The organism is Duganella sp. 1411 (genome assembly GCF_017833525.1).
Taxonomy (GTDB): Bacteria; Pseudomonadota; Gammaproteobacteria; order Burkholderiales; family Burkholderiaceae_D; genus Rugamonas.
This window is the reverse complement of sequence record NZ_JAFICD010000009.1, coordinates 63,402-81,349: the sequence shown is the minus strand read 5'-3', so window position 1 is coordinate 81,349 and position 17,948 is coordinate 63,402. Positions and strand designations below refer to the sequence as shown.

Genomic DNA, 17,948 nt, shown 5'->3' with positions numbered 1-17,948 from the left:
TCCACCATTTCTACACGAGCCGAGCTGTGGCGAGCGGATCGCCAGCCCTACGGCCCAGGACGTGTAGAATTGGTGGACCTGACCCCGGAGTTGTTTGTCTGACGGGATGGGCGGGAATTCCTAACCGGGATCGGCGTGTGCGCCGATGGCGCGCGCCGGCGCGCGGCCCCATGATGGCGCTTATCCGTCCTGGAGGTTGCCATGCGCGCTCTGGTCTATCATTCGGCCCACGACGTCAAAGTCGACACCGTCCCCGATCCCGTCCTCCAGCAAGCCGACGACATCATCCTGCGCATCACCGCCACGGCCATCTGCGGCTCCGACCTGCACTTGTACCGCGGTAAGGTGCCCGGCATGCGGGCCGGCGATATCCTCGGCCACGAATTCATGGGCGAGGTCGTCGAGGCCGGCCCCGCCGTCGCCACGCTGGCGCCCGGCGACCGCGTCGTCATCCCCTTCGTCATCGCTTGCGGCGATTGCTTTTTCTGCGCGCGCCAGCTGTACGCGGCCTGCGAGACCACCAACCCCGCCCGTGGCGCCATCCTCAACAAGAAGCAGCTGCGCCCCGGCGCGGCGATGTTCGGCTATACCCACCTCTACGGCGGCGTGCCGGGCGGCCAGGCCGAGTACGCCCGCGTGCCCAAGGCTAACGTCGGCCCCGTCCTGATCCCCGCCACCATGGCCGACGAACAGGTGCTGTTCCTCAGCGATATCCTGCCGACCGGCTATCAGGCCGTGCTCAACGCCGGCGTCGGCCCCGGCGACAGCCTGGCCATCTTCGGCGCCGGCCCGGTCGGGCAGATGGCCGCCGCGTGCGCGCGCATGCTCGGCGTCGAGACCCTGTTCATGGTCGACCACCATCCCTACCGCCTGGAGTTCGCGCGCGCCACCTATGGCGCCATCCCGATCAATTTCGACGACGTCGACGCCGCCGAGGTCATCGTCGAGAACACCGCCTACCGCGGCGTCGACGCCGCCATCGACGCGATCGGCTTCGAGGCCAAGGGCAGCGCGCTCGAGACCGCCCTCGCCACGCTCAAGCTCGAAGGCGGCAGCGGCCAGGCGCTGCGCCAGTGCATCGCGGCGGTGCGGCGCGGCGGCACCGTCAGCGTGCCCGGCGTGTACGCCGGCTTCATCCACGCCTTCCTGTTCGGCGACGCGTTCGAAAAAGGCCTCACGTTCAAGATGGGCCAGACCCACGTGCAGCGCCACATGCCCGAGCTGCTCGAGCTGATCTGGCAGGGCAGGCTCGATCCCGGCAAGCTCGTGTCGCACCGGCTGCCGCTCGAACAGGCCGCCGACGGCTACCGCATGTTCGACCGCAAGCAGGACGGCTGCCGCAAGGTCATCTTGCAGCCGGGATAGACGAATTTTCAATTCGTAACTATAATTAGCAAATTTTTAATTCCATCCGGGTCCCCGCATGCGCCGCAACCGCCTCCTCCGCCTGACTTTCCCCTTGTGCGTGGCCGCGCTGTCGTGCGGCGCGCGCGCCGCCGACGAGCTGCCGGCCGTCGCCAGCTTTTTCCAGACGCCGCAGATCAGCCACGTGAGCCTGTCGCCCGGCGGCGGCCATGTGGCCATGACGATCATCCTGTCCGATGGCACCCCGGCCCTGGCGGTGCGCGACACGGCCGCCCCCACCAACGTCAAGGTCGTCAGCCAGCTCGACCCGCAGATGGCGGCGTTCCACGACGTCCACTGGATCAACGACAAGCGCATCGGCTACACGGTCAAGAACTTGCACATGGGCGCGCGCACCAACCTCGACGAGTTCGCGGTCGACCGCGACGGCGGCGCCAGCAAGCATCTGATCAACGGCAACTGGGGCTTCAAGCCGGAGAAGGCGATCGGCACCCTGATCGCGCCGCGCATGCTGACGGCCGACTACGCGTTCCACAGCGTCACCTACGACGGCTCCGACGACATCATGGTCGAGAAGTACACGTGGAACAACACCGACCTGGCGCCGGCGTCGTCGCGCCTGTACCGGCTCAACACGCGCACCGCGTCGCTCAGCTCGGCCTTCGAGGGGCCGCAACCGGAGTCCAGCAAGGAGTGGATCACCGACGGCAACGCCGTGCCCCGCATCGTCATGTCCGAAGTCAAGGGCCGCTGCATCACCTCCTACCGCCAGCCGGAAGATACCAGCTGGCAGCAAATCGACAGCGGCGAGTGCTTTAAATCGAAACGCTTCACGCCGCTGTTCTTCGACGGCGCCGACACGCTGTTCGTGCAGGCCGTGCACAAGGACCTGGCGGCGCTGTTCCGCTACGACCTGAAAACCCGCAAGCTGGCCGCCGAACCGATCATGGCGACGCCCGGCTTCGACTTTGCCGGCGCCCCCGTGATCGACTACGCGTCCAAGCGGCTGGTCGGCATCCACTTCACCACCGACGCCGGCGGCACCGTCTGGCTCGACGCCGCGCTCAAGGCGGACCAGGCCAAGATCGACGCCGCCCTGCCCGGCTTCATCAATACCGTCCAGTGCGCCCGCCAGTGCCTGGCCTCGCCGGTGCTGTTGGTGAGCTCGACGTCGGACCGGCAACCGACCCAGTACGCGCTCTACACGCGCGCCAGCGGCCAGCTCGTCGGCCTGGGCAGCATCCATCCGGCCCTCAAGGCGGCCCAGTCCGGCGCGCGCGGCTTTTACCGCTACACGGCGCGCGACGGCCGCGTCATCCCGGCCTACGTCACGATGCCGGCGCTCAAGGCGGCCGGCCCGCAGCCGGCGGTGGTGCTGGTGCACGGCGGCCCCGGCGTGCGCGGCGCTTCCTGGGAGTGGGACCAGCAGGCGGCCTTCCTGTCCTCGCGCGGCTACGTCGTCATCCAGCCGGAATTCCGCGGCGGCGCCGGCTTCGGCGCGGCCCACTTCGAGGCCGGCTGGAAGCAATGGGGCGGCGCCATGCAGGACGACCTGGCCGACGCCGCGCGCTGGGCGGTCAAGCAGGGCTGGGCCGATCCCTGGCGCATCGGCATCATGGGCGCCTCCTATGGCGGCTACGCCACCTTGATGGGATTGATCAAGGAGCCGCAGCTGTTCCGCGCCGGCGTCGAATGGGCGGGCGTGTCGGACCTCAAATTGATGTTCACCTCGTTCGAGTCGGACGCCTCGGAGGAAAACCTGGGCTACAGCATGCGCACATTGATCGGCGATCCCGACACCGACGCCGAGCTGTTCCGCAAGAATTCGCCGCTGCTGCGCGCGGCCGAGCTCAAGCAGCCGCTGCTGATGGCGCACGGCGGCGACGACCGCCGCGTGCCGGTCGACCACGCCAACCGCTTCGCCAACGCGCTGCGCGGCCACAACGACCAGGCCACCCTGCTGATCTACGACAACGAGGGCCACGGCTGGCGCACCGAGCAAACCCGGGTCGATTTCTGGGGACGGGTCGACGCCTTCCTCGACAAGAACCTCAAACACGCCCAATAGGGGCGCGGCGCCGGCCGGGATAGACAAATCGGGATGCCGGCCCTATGATTGACAAATCCTTAACCCTACCGGACCCCGCATGCGACGCCACCGCTTCCTCCGCCCCGCCTTGCTGCTGTGCCTGGCGGCGCTGTCGCCATTCGCCGCCGCGGCCGACACCGCCGCCGAGCCGCCCGCCGTCGCCAGCTTCTTCCAGAGAAGCCAGATCAAGCTCGTCACCCTCTCGCCCAAGGGCGGCTACGTGGCGATGGCCACCATGCTGCCCGACGGCACCCAGGCGCTGGTGATCCGTAATACCGCCGACCTCAAGCAGGTCAAGGTCGTCAGCCGGGTCGCGCCGGAGACGGGCGTCTTTTATGCCGTCCACTGGATCAACGAAAACCGCATTGGCTTCACGCTCAAGAACATGCGGCTGGCCTTCGAGACCAATCTGGATGAATTCGCCATCGACCGCGACGGCGCCAACCACCGCCATCTGATCAACGGCAACTGGGCGCATCAGCAAACCCAAACCGGCTCGATGCTGACCAGCCGCGTGCTGACCGCCGCCTACGCCTTCCATGGCACCGTCAACGACGGCTCGGACGACATCCTGGTCAAGAAATTCCGCTGGAATAATATCGACGTCGGCCCCGCCTCGTCGCGGCTGTACCGCCTCAACACCCGCACGTTGCAGTTGAGCAGCACGTTCGAAGGCACGCAGCCAGAGGCCAGCGACCAGTGGATCACCGACGCCAACGACGTGCCGCGCGTGGTGCTGTCGGAGGTCAAGGGGCGCTGCATCGCCTCCTACCGCCAGCCCGACGCGACCGCCTGGACCGAGATCGACAACGGCGTCTGCTTCGAGAACCGCCGTTTCGCGCCCCTGTTCTTCGACGGCGCCGACACGCTGTACGTCAAGGCCGTCCACCAGGGCTACGCGGCGCTGTTCCGCTACGACCTGAAGACCATGACGATGGACAAGGAGCCGACCGTGGAGACGCAGGGCTACGATTTCAACGGCAGCCCCGAGATCGACTACCCGAGCAAACGGCTGATCGGCATCCACCTCGAGACCGACGCCGACACCACGGTCTGGTTCAACGCGCGCATGAAGGCCGACCAGGCCAAGATCGACGCCGCCCTGCCCGACGCCATCAACACCGTGCGCTGCGGCGCCGATTGCCTCGCGTCGCCGGTGTTGCTGATCGAGTCGGCGTCCGACCGCCAGCCGCCCCAGTACGTGCTCTACACCCGCGCCACCGGCGCCGTGATCGGCCTGGGCAGCACCCACCCGGACCTCAAGCCGGCGCAGATGGGGCCGCGCACCTTCCACCACTATACGGCGCGCGACGGCCGCGCCATCCCCGCCTACGTGACCATGCCGGCCGGCCCGGCCAGCGGGCCGCGGCCGGCCGTGGTGCTGGTGCACGGCGGCCCGTACGTGCGCGGCGCCTCGTGGGAATGGGACCAAGAGGCCGCCTTCCTGGCCTCGCGCGGCTATGTGGTCATCCAGCCGGAGTTTCGCGGCAGCACCGGCTTCGGCGTGGCCCATTTCGAGGCCGGCTGGAAGCAATGGGGCGGCACGATGCAGGACGACCTGGCCGACGCCGCGCTGTGGGCGGTCAAGCAGGGTTGGGTTGATCCCAAGCGCATCGGCATCATGGGCGCCAGCTACGGCGGCTACGCCACCCTGATGGGACTGATCAAGGATCCGAAGATTTTCCGCGCCGGCGTCGAATGGGCCGGCGTGACCGATATCAAGCTGATGTTCACGTCGACCGAGTCGGACGCGTCGCAGGAGGACCTCGGCTACAGCATGCGCACCTTGATCGGCGATCCCGACGCCGAGGCCGACGCGGCGATGTTCCTGCGCAATTCGCCGCTGCTGCGGGCCGCCGAGCTTAAACAGCCGCTGCTGATGGCGCACGGCGCCGCCGACCTGCGCGTGCCACTGGCCCACGCCAGCCGCTTCCGCGACGCCGTCAAGGCGCACAACCCCAACGTCACGTCGATCATCTATAACGACGAGGGCCACGGCTGGCGCAACGAGCAAACCAATATCGCCTTCTGGCAGCAGGTCGAAACCTTCCTCGACAAAAACCTCAAGCACGCCCAGTAAACAATCGCGGGCGCGGCGCCGGCCGGCGACGTCAGATCTCGGCCAGCGCCTTCAGGTGCGCCACCACGCTGCGGCCCAGCGCCGACAGGTTGTAGCCGCCCTCCAGGCAGCTGACGATGCGGCCCTTGCCGTACAGGCGCGCCACCGCCATCACCTGCTCGGTCATCCACGCGTAGTCCGCCTCGACCAGCCCCATGCCGCCGATGTCGTCCTCGCGGTGGGCGTCGAAGCCGGCCGAGATGAAGATCATCTCCGGCTTGAACGCGTGCAACGCCGGCAGCCACTGCTCGGTGACGATCTTGCGCACCGCGTCGCCCTTGGTGGCCAGCGGCACCGGCACGTTGACCAGGTTGGCGGTGATCGGCTCGGGCTCGGTGTACGGATAGAACGGATGCTGGAAGAAGCTCACCATCAGCGCGCGCGGCTCGTTGCGGAAGGCTTCCTCGGTGCCGTTGCCGTGGTGGACGTCGAAGTCGACGATGGCCACCCGCGCCAGCCCGCGCGCGTCGAGCGCGTGCTTGGCCGCCACGGCGACGTTGTTGAACAGGCAGAAGCCCATCGGCTCGACCGGGCGCGCGTGGTGGCCGGGCGGGCGCACCGAGCAGAAGGCGTTGTCGATCTCGCCGTCGATGACGGCGTCGGTCGCGGCCACGGCGGCGCCGGCGGCGCGCTGCGCGGCCAGCCAGCTCCAGGCGTTGAGCGAGGTGTCGCCGTCGATCGGATAGGTGGCGCCCGGCGCCGGCACGTTGTCGCGCACGATGGCGATGGCGTTGCGGCTGTGGTTGCGTTCGAGGTCGGCCAGCGCCACCAGCGGCGCCTCGCGGTGCTCCAGCAGGTCGCTGATGTGCGATCCGATCAGCTGGTCCGCGATGGCTTGCAGACGCGCCGGGGATTCGGGGTGCCAGTCGCCCATGTCGTGGCGCTGGCAATCGGGATGGCTGTAGATGGCTGTGGTCATGTGGTTGGTTTTTCCAGGGCGGCGCCCGCGCGCGCGGACCGCGCTATATCCACTGCGCGGTTTCTCGCATAGAATCCTTGCAACGCCGCTGCTGATTGTGCTGATCCCAGTCGCTAATTTACCATACATATCATGTACACAAAATTGCACTCGGTGGCACGCCAGGTCGGCGACATCATAGTCGGCAAGGACTTGCAGATACGCCAGGCGCTCACCTGCCTGCTGGCCGGCGGCCACCTGCTGGTCGAGGACGTGCCCGGCGTCGGCAAGACCACGCTGGCGCACGCGCTGGCGATCTCGCTGGGGCTGCGCTTTAACCGCATCCAGTTCACCAGCGACCTGCTGCCGGCCGACGTCAACGGCATTTCGATCTACGAACGCGAAAAGAACGGCTTCGTGTTCCATCCCGGCCCGATCTTCACGCAAGTGCTGCTGGCCGACGAAATCAACCGCGCCACGCCGAAGACCCAATCGGGCCTGCTCGAGGCGATGGAGGAGCGCCAGGTCAGCGCCGACGGCGTCACGCGCGCGCTGCCGCTGCCGTTCTTCGTCATCGCCACGCAAAACCCCACCCACCAGATCGGCACCTTCCCGTTGCCGGAATCGCAGCTGGACCGCTTCCTGATGTGCCTGTCGCTGGGTTACCCGGACGCCGCCGCCGAGCGCGCGCTGCTGATGGGCGAGGACCGCCGCGTGCTGCTCAAGACGCTGCCGGCGGCGATGACGCCGGCCGAGCTGGCGGCCGCGCAGCACGCGCTCAAGCAGCTGCACGTGTCGGCGGCGCTGGTCGACTACGTACAGGCGCTGGCGGCCGCGTCGCGCCAGAACGGCATGTTCGCCGAGGGCATGAGCCCGCGCGCGGCCATCGCGTTGCTGCAGGCCGCGCGCGCCTGGGCCGCGCTCGAGGGCCGCGACCACGTGCTGCCGGAGGACGTGCAGGCGGTGCTGGTGCCGGTGTGCGCCCACCGCCTGCGCCCGCTCAAGGCGGCGCACGGCGTGGCGCTCGCCAGCCGCGACCTGGTGCTGCAGCTGCAAAAATCGGTGCCGGTGTAGGCGCCCGCCCCGTGACTTCCGGGCTGCAAGCGCTGTACCGCAAAGGCCGCGACCGCTGGCTGTTCCAACTGCGCGACAACGAGGCCGGCGAGGTCACGCTGACGTCGCGCCGGGTCTTCATCGTGCCCACGCGCGCCGGCCTGGCGTTCACCGTGCTGCTGCTGATCATGCTGATCGGCGCGCTCAATTACAACCTCGGCCTCGGTTTCGCGCTGACCTTCTTCACCGGCGCCTGCGCCGTGGCCGACATGGTCCTGACGGCCAAAAACCTGGCGCTGCTGACGCTGTCGCCGGGGCGCGCGCCGCCCGTGTTCGCCGGCGAGGAGGCGCAGTTCGAACTGCACCTGATCAACCGCACCCGGCTCGACCGCTACGCCATCTGGCTCGGCTTCCAGGCGCACGGCGCGCGCCAGGCGGCCGACGTGGCGGCCGGCGGCGCCAGCGCGGTGCTGCTGTCGGCGCCCACGCGCGAACGCGGCTGGCTGGAGGCGCCGCGCATCCAGCTGACCACGCGTTTCCCGCTCGGCCTGTTCAAGGCGTGGAGCTACTGGCAGCCGGCGCTGCGGGTGCTGGTGTATCCGGCGCCGGAAACGCCGGCCCTGCCGTTGCCGTCGCGCGGCGCCGCCAGCGAGGACGGCCACGGCACCGTGGGGCTGGACAACTTCGCCGGCATCCGCAGCTACCAGCCGGGCGACCCGATGCGGCATCTGGCGTGGCGCCAGATCGCGCGCCACGACCCGGCGCTCGGCGGGCAGCTGGTGACCAAGCATTTCGACGGCGGCGCGGTGGCCGAACTGACGCTGGACTTCGCCGACCTGCCGCCGCGGCTGGACCTGGAACTGAAACTGTCGCGCATGACGCAGTGGGTGCTGGAGGCCGAACAACGCGCCCTGCCCTACACCTTCCGCCTGGCCCAGCACGCCTACGGCCCGGCGCTGGGCGACGCGCACCGCGCCGCCTGCCTGCGCGCGCTGGCGCTGTTCGGGCGCGAGGGCGGCGCATGAGCGGCGCGCCGCGCGGCGCCGCAGCGCGCGCGGCCGGCCTGGCGCGCCTGCCCAGGGACAAGGCCGACACCTTACTGCTGCTGGGCGCCGCGCTGATGGTGCTGGCGCCGCACTTCGCGCACCTGCCGGCGTGGGTCGGCCTAGCCGTGTGCGCCACCTTGCTGTGGCGCGCGGCGATCACCTGGCGCGGCAAGCGCATGCCGCCGCTGTGGCTGCTGGTACCGGTGGCGCTGGCGGCCATGGCCGGCGTCCACCTGAGCTACGGCACCTTGCTGGGCCGCGATCCCGGCGTCGCCATGCTGGCCCTGCTGCTGGCGTTCAAGTTGCTGGAAATGCGCGCCAAACGCGACCTGTTCGTGGTCGTCTTCCTCAGCTATTTCGTGCTGCTGACCAGCTTTTTCTATTCGCAGACGATGTTGACGGCGCTGTTCATGGGCGCCACCTTGCTGGTGCTGCTGACGGCGCAGCAATCGTTCCAATACACCGGCGTGGTGCCGCCGCTGGCGCGCCGGCTGCGCACCTCGGCCAAACTGAGCATGCTGGCCGCGCCGCTGGCGCTGCTGGTGTTCATCGGCTTTCCGCGCATCCAGGGGCCGCTGTGGGGCATGCCGGGCGACGCCCACGCCGGCCGCAACGGCATCTCGGACAGCATGGCGCCGGGCACGCTGTCATCGCTGGCGCAATCGGACGAGGTGGCCTTCCGCGTGCGCTTCCTCGATCCGGCGCCGCCGCGCGACCAACTGTACTGGCGCAGCATCGTGCTGGGCGACTACGACGGCCGCACCTGGACCCGCGTGCCGCGCCGCCGCGCCGCGCCAGGCCGGCACGACATCGCCATCAGCGTGCGCGGCCGGGCGATCCGCCACGAGGTGACGATGGAGCCCACCGGCAAGCGCTGGCTGGCGCTGCTGGAGCTGACCGGCCCGCGCTTCAGCGTGCCCGGCTTCAACGTGCGCGCGTCCGACGAGATGGAGCAATTCACGATGGAGCCGGTCGACCGGCGGCTGCGCTACCCCGCCAGCGCCTATGTCGATTTCCAGCTGCAAGCCGACGAACAGCCGGAACACCTCAAGCGCTGGCTGGAACTGCCGGACGGCTTCAACCCGCGCACCCTGGCGCTGGCGCGGCAGCTCGGCCAGGCCGCGCCGCCGGCGGGCGCGCGCGCACTGTCGCGGCGGGTGCTGGCGATGTTCCGCCGCGACAGCTTCAGCTACACCTTGCAGCCGCCGCTGGCCGGGCGCGACATGGTCGACGACTTCCTGTTCACCAGCAAGGCCGGCTTTTGCGAGCACTACGCCGGCGCCTATGTGGTGCTGATGCGCGCCATGGGCGTGCCGGCGCGCGTGGTCACCGGCTACCAGGGCGGCGAAATCAATCCGCTCGACGGCTATCTGACGGTGCGCCAGTCCGACGCCCACGCCTGGGCCGAGATCTGGCTGCCGGCCGAAGGCTGGCGCCGGGTCGACCCCACCGCCGCCGTCGCGCCCGAGCGCATCGCCAGCAACCTGGCGCGGGCGCTGCCGCCGCCGTCCGGGTTCGGCTTCGGCCAGTTCATCGCGCTGCGAAACGATCCCGATTCGTGGCTGGCGCGACTCGGATTCCGCTACGCCGCGTTGAATAATTCTTGGAATCAATGGGTCCTGGATTACAATCCTGATAGGCAGCGGAGTTTCCTTGCAGAACTAAGTTCCCTGTTCAGCAACTGGCGCGGCGCGCTGCTGGTGCCGGCCTGCGCCTTGGCCTACCTGCTGTACTGGCGGCGCCAGCGCCGGCCGGCCGCGCCGCTGGACGCGCTGTACCAGGCCTTTTGCCGGCAGCAGGCGCGCCACGGTTACGCGCGGCGCCCGGACGAGGGCCCGCGCAGCTACGCCGCGCGGCTGCGCGACATGCCCGCCAGCGCGGAAAAACACGCGGCGATGCAGACATTTTTAACCTTGTACGGCGCGCTCCAATACGGCGGCGCCGAACCCGAACCACGAACGGCGTCGCTCAAGGCGCTGAAAAAACTGTTACCTTTATGCCGATGAAGACTCTGATCACCCCCCTGCTGGCCGCCGCGCTGCTGACCGCCACCGGCGCCAGCCATGCCCAGGTCGACCGCTACGGCTACAAGCTGCCGCCAAGCATGCAGCAAAAGGCCAAGAAAAAAACCCCGCCGGCCAAGAAAAAAACCGTGCCGGCGATCGACTACGTGGGCGAATACGTCAACTTCGGCGAATGGAAGGAGGTGCGCGCCTTCCTCGACGACGTCGCCACCCGCAACGGCTTCGACCGCAAGGCGCTGGACGCCTTGATGACCCAGGTCCGCTACGTCGACGCCGCCGTGCAGCTGGTCAAGCCGGCGCCGCCGGGCAAGCCGAAGAACTGGCACGCCTACAGCGCGCTGACGATCGAGCCGACGCGCATCGACGGCGGCGTCAAGTTCTGGAACGACAATGTCGACGCGCTCAACCGCGCCGAGGCGCTGTACGGCATCCCGGCCGAGATACTGGTCGGCATCATCGGCGTCGAGACCGTGTACGGGCGCGTCACCGGCCGTTTCCGCGTGGTCGACGCGCTGGCCACGCTGGCGTTCTCCTATCCGGAGGCGCCGCAGCGCGACGCCCGTATGGAATTCTTCCGCGGCGAGCTCGAGGCGACCCTGCTGTTCGCGCGCCAGAACGGCATCGACCCGTTGTCGCTGCGCGGCTCGTTCGCCGGCGCCATGGGCATGCCGCAGTTCATGCCCAGCAGCGTGATGAAGTACGCGGTCGATTTCGACGGCAACGGCCAGATCGACCTGCTCAATTCGGCCAGCGACGCCATCGGCAGCGTGGCCGCCTTCCTGGCCGCCCATGGCTGGCAGCGCGAGATCGGCGGACCGCTGGTGTATTCGGCCGCCGTCTCGCCGAACAAGGCGTGGGAACCGATGCTGCACCAGGGGCTGACGGCAAAATATGCGCCGCAGGACTTGATAGCGGCGGGGGTCACCACCACTGTACCGGTGCCGGAGCAACAGACCTATGGCTTGGTCGATCTGCAAAACGGCGCCGACCCAACCGAGTACTGGTTGGCAAACACTAATTTCTTTGCGATTACTCAATATAACCGCAGTTATTTCTATGCGATGTCGGTGGTCGAGCTGGGCCGCGCGGTGCGGCTGGCGCGCGGCGGCATGTAGAAAGGCAAAGGGAGCGTGTAAGAACGGGCTAAAGGGATGTAAGCAACGGTAACTGGTGTTGTTGGCCTAACTTGCACGCGGTATTGTTTAGTTGACACTTGGAAATTCTTCATCCAAACTGCCCGCTAAAGCGTCAAATCATAAGCATCTATACAACAGAATTGCCTTATAATTAACTTTAGTTGCTAAATAATAGCGTGCGCCCTAGCCTATCATAGGACTCGGTGTATAATTCTCACACAATGTTGCATCGGGACAACAATACTCGGTTATGTAGTTTTTTTCTATTGCTGCCGAGTATTACAATGCGAGATGTTGTATAATTGTGTATATATTATGAAACTTGTTATCCCGGAATCGGTCCGTGTGTAAATTCGTTCCTTGGTAAGGATGAACATTAACGCAGCAAAGCGAGCTCCGAGTGTTGTACTTTGCAGGACAACTTTACAGAAGGAAAAGACGAAATCATGACAAACCAAGTCGGCATAGATATGAACAACGATGCGGATGGCGATGACCTGCTGCAATACAATCCCAACCGCCTGCTCGATACCCTGATCGAAAACCTGCGTTTGAAAAACGACGCGGCCCTGTCGCGCGCGTTGGAAGTCGCACCGCCAGTGATCAGCAAAATTCGCCACCACCGCCTGCCAGTGGGCGCTTCGCTGCTGATCCGCATGCACGAAGTGAGCGATTTGAGCATTCGCGACCTGCGTTACTTGATGGGCGACCGCCGCAACAAGTTCCGCATCAGCGATAAGCAGTTCAAACCAAAGGAAGGCGAACCAGGCCAGGGCCAGGGTTAAGTTTCACCCCGGCTCAGACCTGCTCCGTTTTGCCCGCGTATCCCTCCCCCCTTCCACAGGGGCGAGGGATGCGTCTTTTTACGCGGTCGTTTTTTACGCCGGCGAATTTTAAGCTGGCGAATTTTAAGCTGGCGAATTTTAAGCCGGCGAATTTTAAGCTGGGAACACGCCGGTCGACAGATAGCGGTCGCCCCGGTCGCACACGATGAACACGATCGTCGCGTTCTCGACCGTCTGCGAAACGCGCAACGCGATCTCACAGGCGCCCGCCGCCGAAATGCCGCAAAAAATCCCCTCCTCGGCCGCCAGCCGGCGCGCCATGCGCTCGGCCGCCGCCTGCGACACCGATTCAACCTGGTCCACGCGCCCGCGGTCGTAAATTTTCGGCAAGTACGCCTCCGACCATTTGCGGATGCCGGGTATCGACGAGCCCTCTTCCGGCTCGGCGCCGATGACCTGCACGTTCGGATTCTGCTCCTTCAGATAGCGCGACACGCCCATGATGGTGCCGGTGGTGCCCATGGCGCTGATGAAATGGGTGACGCGGCCGTCGGTGTCGCGCCAGATTTCCGGGCCGGTGCCCTCGTAGTGGGCGCGCGGGTTGTCCTGGTTGCCGAACTGGTCGAGGATGACGCCCTTGCCATCCTTTTGCAGCTGCTCGGCCATGTCGCGCGCGTACTCCATGCCGCCGGTCTTGGGCGTGAGCATGATCTGCGCGCCGTAGGCCGCCATGCTCTGGCGCCGTTCGATGCTAAGGTTCTCCGGCATCAGCAACAACATTTTGTAGCCGCGCAACGCCGCCGCCATCGCCAGCGCGATGCCGGTGTTGCCGCTGGTCGCCTCGATCAGGGTGTCGCCGGGCTTGATGTCGCCGCGCTCCTCGGCGCGCTTGAACATCGACATGGCGGCGCGGTCCTTGACCGAACCGGCCGGATTATTGCCCTCGAGCTTGCCGAGGATAATATTGTTGCGGGCGGCCGCGTCGGCGCCGGGCAGGCGGGTCAGCCGCACCAGCGGCGTATTGCCGATCGTGTCTTCCAGAGTCTTGTAAGCCATCGTGTTGAGCCTTTTGTGGTTTCGCCAATACTGCATTTTAATCCGAGTTGGAATTGCGCGTATTGCAAGACCCCGCCGGCCCCTGCCGGAGGGGATAAAGCGCCGGAAGTCTTTGGACTGGAAGCGCGCCATGCGCTAGACTGGCGACATCTCGCAACGGGCCGCAGCCCCGCGCCGCCACCTTTTTTCACCACGCGATCACCATGTCCACCTCCCCGCTCGAAATGCTGCCCGACAGCACCCCAGAAACGCCGGCGGCGCTGCCGGCCGACCTCGAAAGCCGCCGCCACCAGATGTTCCCCACGCTGTCCGACGCCGATATCAAGCACATGCTGCGCTTCGGCCACGTGCGCCACTTCAGCGACGGCGAAAAAATCGCCGAAGCGGGCAAGAGCAGCTACGGCATGCTGCTGGTGCTCAAGGGCGGCGTCGCCATCAGCCGCTTCGACGGGCTGGGCAACACCTCGTACATCACCACGCACACGGCCGGCCAATTCTCCGGCGAGGTGGCGCAGCTGTCGGGACGCCCGGCGCTAGGCAACGCCCACGCCGTCGGCGAGGTCGAGGTGCTGGTGGTGCCGCCCGAATCGCTGCGCGCGCTGCTGGTCGCGCACGCCGACCTGGGCGAGCGCATTGTGCGCGCGCTGATCCTGCGCCGCGTCGGCCTGATCGAACAGAACTCGGGCGGCCCGGTCATCGTCGGCCCGCGCGGCCACGGCCGCATCCACACGCTGCAAAGCTTCCTGGCGGCCAACGGCCACCCGCACAGCGTGCTCGATCCGGAGGTCGACCAGCAGGCGGCCGACCTGATGGCGCACTACCAGCCCAAGCCGGAGGACTTGCCGCTGGTGGTGTGCCCGGACGGCGTGGTCAAGAAAAACCCGAGCGTGGTCGACGTCGGCCGCTGCCTCGGCATGCTGCCCGAGCTGCCGGCCGACAAGGTCTGGGACGTCATCGTCGTCGGCGCCGGCCCGGCCGGACTGGCGACGGCCGTGTACGCGGCGTCCGAGGGCTTGTCGGTGCTGGCGCTGGAGACGCGCGCTTTCGGCGGCCAGGCGGCGGCCAGCGCCCGCATCGAAAACTACCTGGGCTTCCCGACCGGCGTCTCCGGCCGCGCGCTGGCGGGCCGCGCCTACGTGCAGGCGCAGAAATTCGGCGTCGAGGTCGCCATCCCCGCCCCCGCCGGACGGCTCATCTGCGACACCTATCCGCTGCAGGTCGAAATGTGCGGCAGCCTGCAGCGCCTGCAGGCCAAGACGGTGGTGCTGTCGTGCGGCGCGCGCTACCGCCGGCCGTCGCTGGCCAACCTCAAGCAGTTCGAGGGCAAGGGGATTTACTACTGGGCGTCGCCGATCGAGGGCAAGCTGTGCAAGAGCGAGGAGATCGTGCTGGTCGGCGGCGGCAACTCGGCCGGCCAGGCCGCGGTGTTCCTGTCCGGGCACGCGTCCAAGGTCCACATGCTGATCCGCAAGGACAGCCTGTCGTCGACGATGTCGAGCTATCTGATCGAACGCATCCAGGCCACGCCGAATATCGAACTGCACACGCACTCGGAGATCGTCGCGCTGGAGGGCGACGAGGATGGATTGCGGCAGGTGCGCATCCGCAATTCGCAAACCGAGCAGGAATGCGACTACGATGTTTGCCGCGTGTTCCTGTTCATCGGCGCCGATCCGAACACGGGCTGGCTGGAGGACTGCGGCGTCGACGTCGACGGCCACGGCTTCATCCGCACCGGTTTCGACGTCACCAAGGCGCAGTGCAAGGCCAACTTCGACAAGGGTGTCTACCCGCGCGAGATGCCGGCGCGCGCCGCGCTCGAGACCAGCGTGCCGGGCGTGTTCGCGATTGGCGACGTGCGCGCCAGCTCGACCAAGCGGGTCGCGGCGGCGGTGGGCGAAGGCGCGGCCGTGGTGTCGCAGATCCACGGCTTCCTGGCCAACCTGCCGGCGGACAAACGCTAGCGAACCCGCACGGCCACCCGGGGTCGTACCCCACCGGGTACGACCCCTAAGCGGCGGCGCACGCGTATCGCCAACCGCTTGCGGGGTTTCACTTCACGCCGGCCTTCTGCAGCTGCTCGATCTCGAAATCGCCGTCGTCCACGATCCGCTCCCACCCCTTGAACTTGGCCATGCCGCGCGTGCGGGCGATCGACAGCAGCAGGCTCTGTCCCGGCGCCTGGCGCTCCGGCTGCAACTGATACACCGGATCGGCGAACGCCTGCGCCGGCGTGACGATGGTCCAGCCCATATCGACGAACTGCTGGATCACGTCCTTCAACCACAAGGCGTTGAGCAGGTTGTGATGCTGCAGCATCACCTGCGGGATATCGCGTCCCTCCAGCTTGCGCGACAAGTCGCGGTAAGCGATCGCGCGCTGCTTGACGTGCGCCAGATACGCTTTCTTGATCGGCGCGATATCCGCCTTCGGATCCGCGCGCAGCACCTCGTTCAGCTTCTCGTCCAAGCGCCAATCGCTGGTGTCCAGACTGACATACCCGTTGCGATACCCATGCTCCTTGAGGAAGGCGCGCATGCCGTCGCGCTTTTCCGGCGTATCGCCCTCGCGCAGATAGGTGAACCGGAACCACTTCCGATAACCGGGCAAGGTGGACGTGATGCGGTCGCAGTCGCGTATCTCCTGCTGGTACTGCGCCAGCGTCACCGTCTTCGCGGCCAGATCCAGATGCGTCATCGTATGGTTGCCCAGCGCATGCCCGGCGTCGCCCCACGCCTTGGCCAGCGCGTAGCCGGCCGGCTTGGTGGCGCCGAAATCGCAGGTGACAAACAGCGCCGCCGACACCTTGTGCGCGGCCAGCGCGTCGAGCATCGCCTGGTTGCGCTGCTGGGGCGACATCAACGGCGTCTCCTCCAGCCGGGGCCCGTCGTCGAAGGTGAAGGCCACCGACTGCGCGTGCGCCGCGCCCATGGCGGCAACGGCCATCAACGCGGCCATCGCGGCCGAACGAAGTACCACTAACATTGTTTCTCCTTGAGTCGCCGCAGTTGCGCGGCCTGGTAGGCGCCAAAGGCGTCGTTGAACAGGCAGCGTATCAGCGGATCATCGACGATATCGGCATCGGCCGGCGCGCCGCTGATGCGCATGTACATCGACGTCAGCGATTCGCCCAACGCCAGCCCGGCGTACAGCTTGGCGATCGGGATTTCGGTCATCCACGATGGCGCCTCCTCGTCGCCCGCCGCCGCGATGCTGTCGCCATGAATCCGATACCGGTATTGCCGCACGCCGCCGGCGTGATCGTAGACCGACAACTGCCAGACGCACGGCGTCTCGAAGTAGCTATCCGGCGGCAGCTCCATCTGCTGGTATTTGTCGATCAGGCCCGCGCCGCAGTAATCCAGCACCAGCGCGGTTTGCTCGTCCGTCAGCGGCGCGAAGTGGCTGGCGATGCCGGAAGTCGGCGGCGGCGTGATGTCGGCGTCGTATTGATAGTCGACGTCCTGCTCGCCGACCGGCAGCACCCACGGCAGCGGCGCGGCGGGCGTCAGCGCATCGGCGGTCAGCGCCATCGCGACCGAGGGATTGAGGCGGACGACGCGCGCATCCGGCAGCCACGCGCCCACCTCGCGCTCGAACTGCTTATAGGTGATCGGGAACAGCGCGTGGTTGTACCAGGACCACGGCTCCTGCACGAACTGGCAGGAGCTGGGCACGACGTAGCGCGGCTTGAGCGCGCGCAGCTGCTCGGGCCATTCCTCCGGCAGCTGCGGCTGGCCGCCCTCGGCGCGCGACGGCGCGATCACATCGATCTCGCGCATCGTCTGGAACGGCCACAGCACCATGTCCCACGGCGCGCAGGCGGTCAGCTGCTCCAGCGTTTGCGGGTCCATCCACGAGTCGACGACGTTCAGCACATTCAATCCGCCGGCGCGGATATGGAACATCGAATCGACATCGGCATCGAGCGCGCGGCGCGGAATGATCTCCATCGCGCCGACCAGCACCGGCGCATCCACCGCCAGCGCGCGCACGTCGGTGAAGCCCAGCTCCCGTATCATCGCGAACAGTTCGTCGAACAGGCAGTAAAGATAGATGGGCGTGGCGCGCGGCAGCAGGTCCAGGCTCTCCATCGAGCAGTGGTCGTCGTGGAAGTGCGAGATGAACACGGCGTCCGGTGTCAGCTTCCTGATTTGCCCGTGATCGAAGCGCACGGCGGGATAGGCGTGGCAGTTGCGGCTGAACGGGTTTTCGAAAATCGGATCGAACAGGACCTGCGTGCCTTCGTATTCGAAGACGTAGCCCGCGTGGAGTATTCTGGAAATCTTCAGCGGCGACATGTGCGTGCTCCAATCAAAATGTCGCGCTATCTTATCAGACATAAAAACGCCAAAGCCCGCAGCGCGGGAGGCTGCG

Annotated in this window: 13 protein-coding genes; 9 read left to right on the top strand and 4 right to left on the bottom strand. The window is 66.9% G+C overall.

The window, feature by feature from the left end:
• The first annotated feature begins 201 nt into the window (after positions 1-201).
• From JOD97_RS29660 to JOD97_RS29650, 3 genes are all read left to right on the top strand, one after another.
• Positions 202-1,365, top strand: a complete 1,164-nt coding sequence (locus JOD97_RS29660; protein ID WP_209726407.1) for a zinc-dependent alcohol dehydrogenase — start codon at positions 202-204, stop codon at positions 1,363-1,365.
• A 58-nt stretch (positions 1,366-1,423) separates the two neighbouring features.
• Complete coding sequence (locus JOD97_RS29655; protein ID WP_209726406.1) at positions 1,424-3,433, top strand: S9 family peptidase; 2,010 nt, start codon at positions 1,424-1,426, stop codon at positions 3,431-3,433.
• A gap of 79 nt (positions 3,434-3,512) precedes the next feature.
• A complete protein-coding gene (locus tag JOD97_RS29650; protein ID WP_209726405.1) occupies positions 3,513-5,534 on the top strand; it encodes a S9 family peptidase in 2,022 nt (673 codons plus the stop codon).
• Between the two features lie 31 nt (positions 5,535-5,565).
• Here JOD97_RS29650 and JOD97_RS29645 read toward each other — a convergent pair whose 3' ends face one another.
• Positions 5,566-6,492, bottom strand: a complete 927-nt coding sequence (locus JOD97_RS29645) for a histone deacetylase family protein (RefSeq protein WP_209726404.1) — start codon at positions 6,490-6,492, stop codon at positions 5,566-5,568.
• A gap of 132 nt (positions 6,493-6,624) precedes the next feature.
• Between JOD97_RS29645 and JOD97_RS29640 the strand changes: the two genes are divergently transcribed.
• From JOD97_RS29640 to JOD97_RS29620, 5 genes are all read left to right on the top strand, one after another.
• On the top strand, positions 6,625-7,545 hold the full coding sequence (locus JOD97_RS29640; RefSeq protein WP_209726403.1) for a MoxR family ATPase: 921 nt from the start codon (positions 6,625-6,627) through the stop codon (positions 7,543-7,545).
• Positions 7,546-7,556: 11 nt separating this feature from the next.
• Positions 7,557-8,549, top strand: coding sequence for a DUF58 domain-containing protein (locus tag JOD97_RS29635; protein WP_209726402.1), 993 nt, complete (start codon positions 7,557-7,559; stop codon positions 8,547-8,549).
• On the top strand, positions 8,546-10,576 hold the full coding sequence (locus tag JOD97_RS29630) for a DUF3488 and transglutaminase-like domain-containing protein (RefSeq protein WP_209726401.1): 2,031 nt from the start codon (positions 8,546-8,548) through the stop codon (positions 10,574-10,576). Before JOD97_RS29635 ends, JOD97_RS29630 begins: the two co-directional genes overlap by 4 nt.
• Positions 10,567-11,709: a lytic murein transglycosylase B gene (gene mltB / locus JOD97_RS29625; protein WP_209726400.1), complete on the top strand. Its 1,143-nt coding sequence runs from the start codon at positions 10,567-10,569 to the stop codon at positions 11,707-11,709. Before JOD97_RS29630 ends, mltB begins: the two co-directional genes overlap by 10 nt.
• Before the next feature lie 467 nt (positions 11,710-12,176).
• Positions 12,177-12,515: a hypothetical protein gene (locus tag JOD97_RS29620; RefSeq protein ID WP_090315555.1), complete on the top strand. Its 339-nt coding sequence runs from the start codon at positions 12,177-12,179 to the stop codon at positions 12,513-12,515.
• Between the two features lie 153 nt (positions 12,516-12,668).
• Here JOD97_RS29620 and cysM read toward each other — a convergent pair whose 3' ends face one another.
• A complete protein-coding gene (gene cysM, locus JOD97_RS29615; RefSeq protein WP_209726399.1) occupies positions 12,669-13,571 on the bottom strand; it encodes a cysteine synthase CysM in 903 nt (300 codons plus the stop codon).
• Between the two features lie 203 nt (positions 13,572-13,774).
• Between cysM and JOD97_RS29610 the strand changes: the two genes are divergently transcribed.
• Positions 13,775-15,535: a cyclic nucleotide-binding domain-containing thioredoxin-disulfide reductase gene (locus JOD97_RS29610; RefSeq protein ID WP_209726398.1), complete on the top strand. Its 1,761-nt coding sequence runs from the start codon at positions 13,775-13,777 to the stop codon at positions 15,533-15,535.
• Between the two features lie 88 nt (positions 15,536-15,623).
• Here the strand turns inward: JOD97_RS29610 and JOD97_RS29605 are convergent, their stop codons facing one another.
• Positions 15,624-16,556 (bottom strand): polysaccharide deacetylase family protein, encoded by a 933-nt coding sequence (locus JOD97_RS29605; RefSeq protein WP_209726397.1) that lies wholly within the window; start codon positions 16,554-16,556, stop codon positions 15,624-15,626.
• Positions 16,550-17,872 (bottom strand): MBL fold metallo-hydrolase, encoded by a 1,323-nt coding sequence (locus JOD97_RS29600; RefSeq protein ID WP_209726396.1) that lies wholly within the window; start codon positions 17,870-17,872, stop codon positions 16,550-16,552. The genes JOD97_RS29605 and JOD97_RS29600 overlap by 7 nt, the downstream gene beginning before the upstream one ends.
• Between the last annotated feature and the right edge of the window lie 76 nt (positions 17,873-17,948).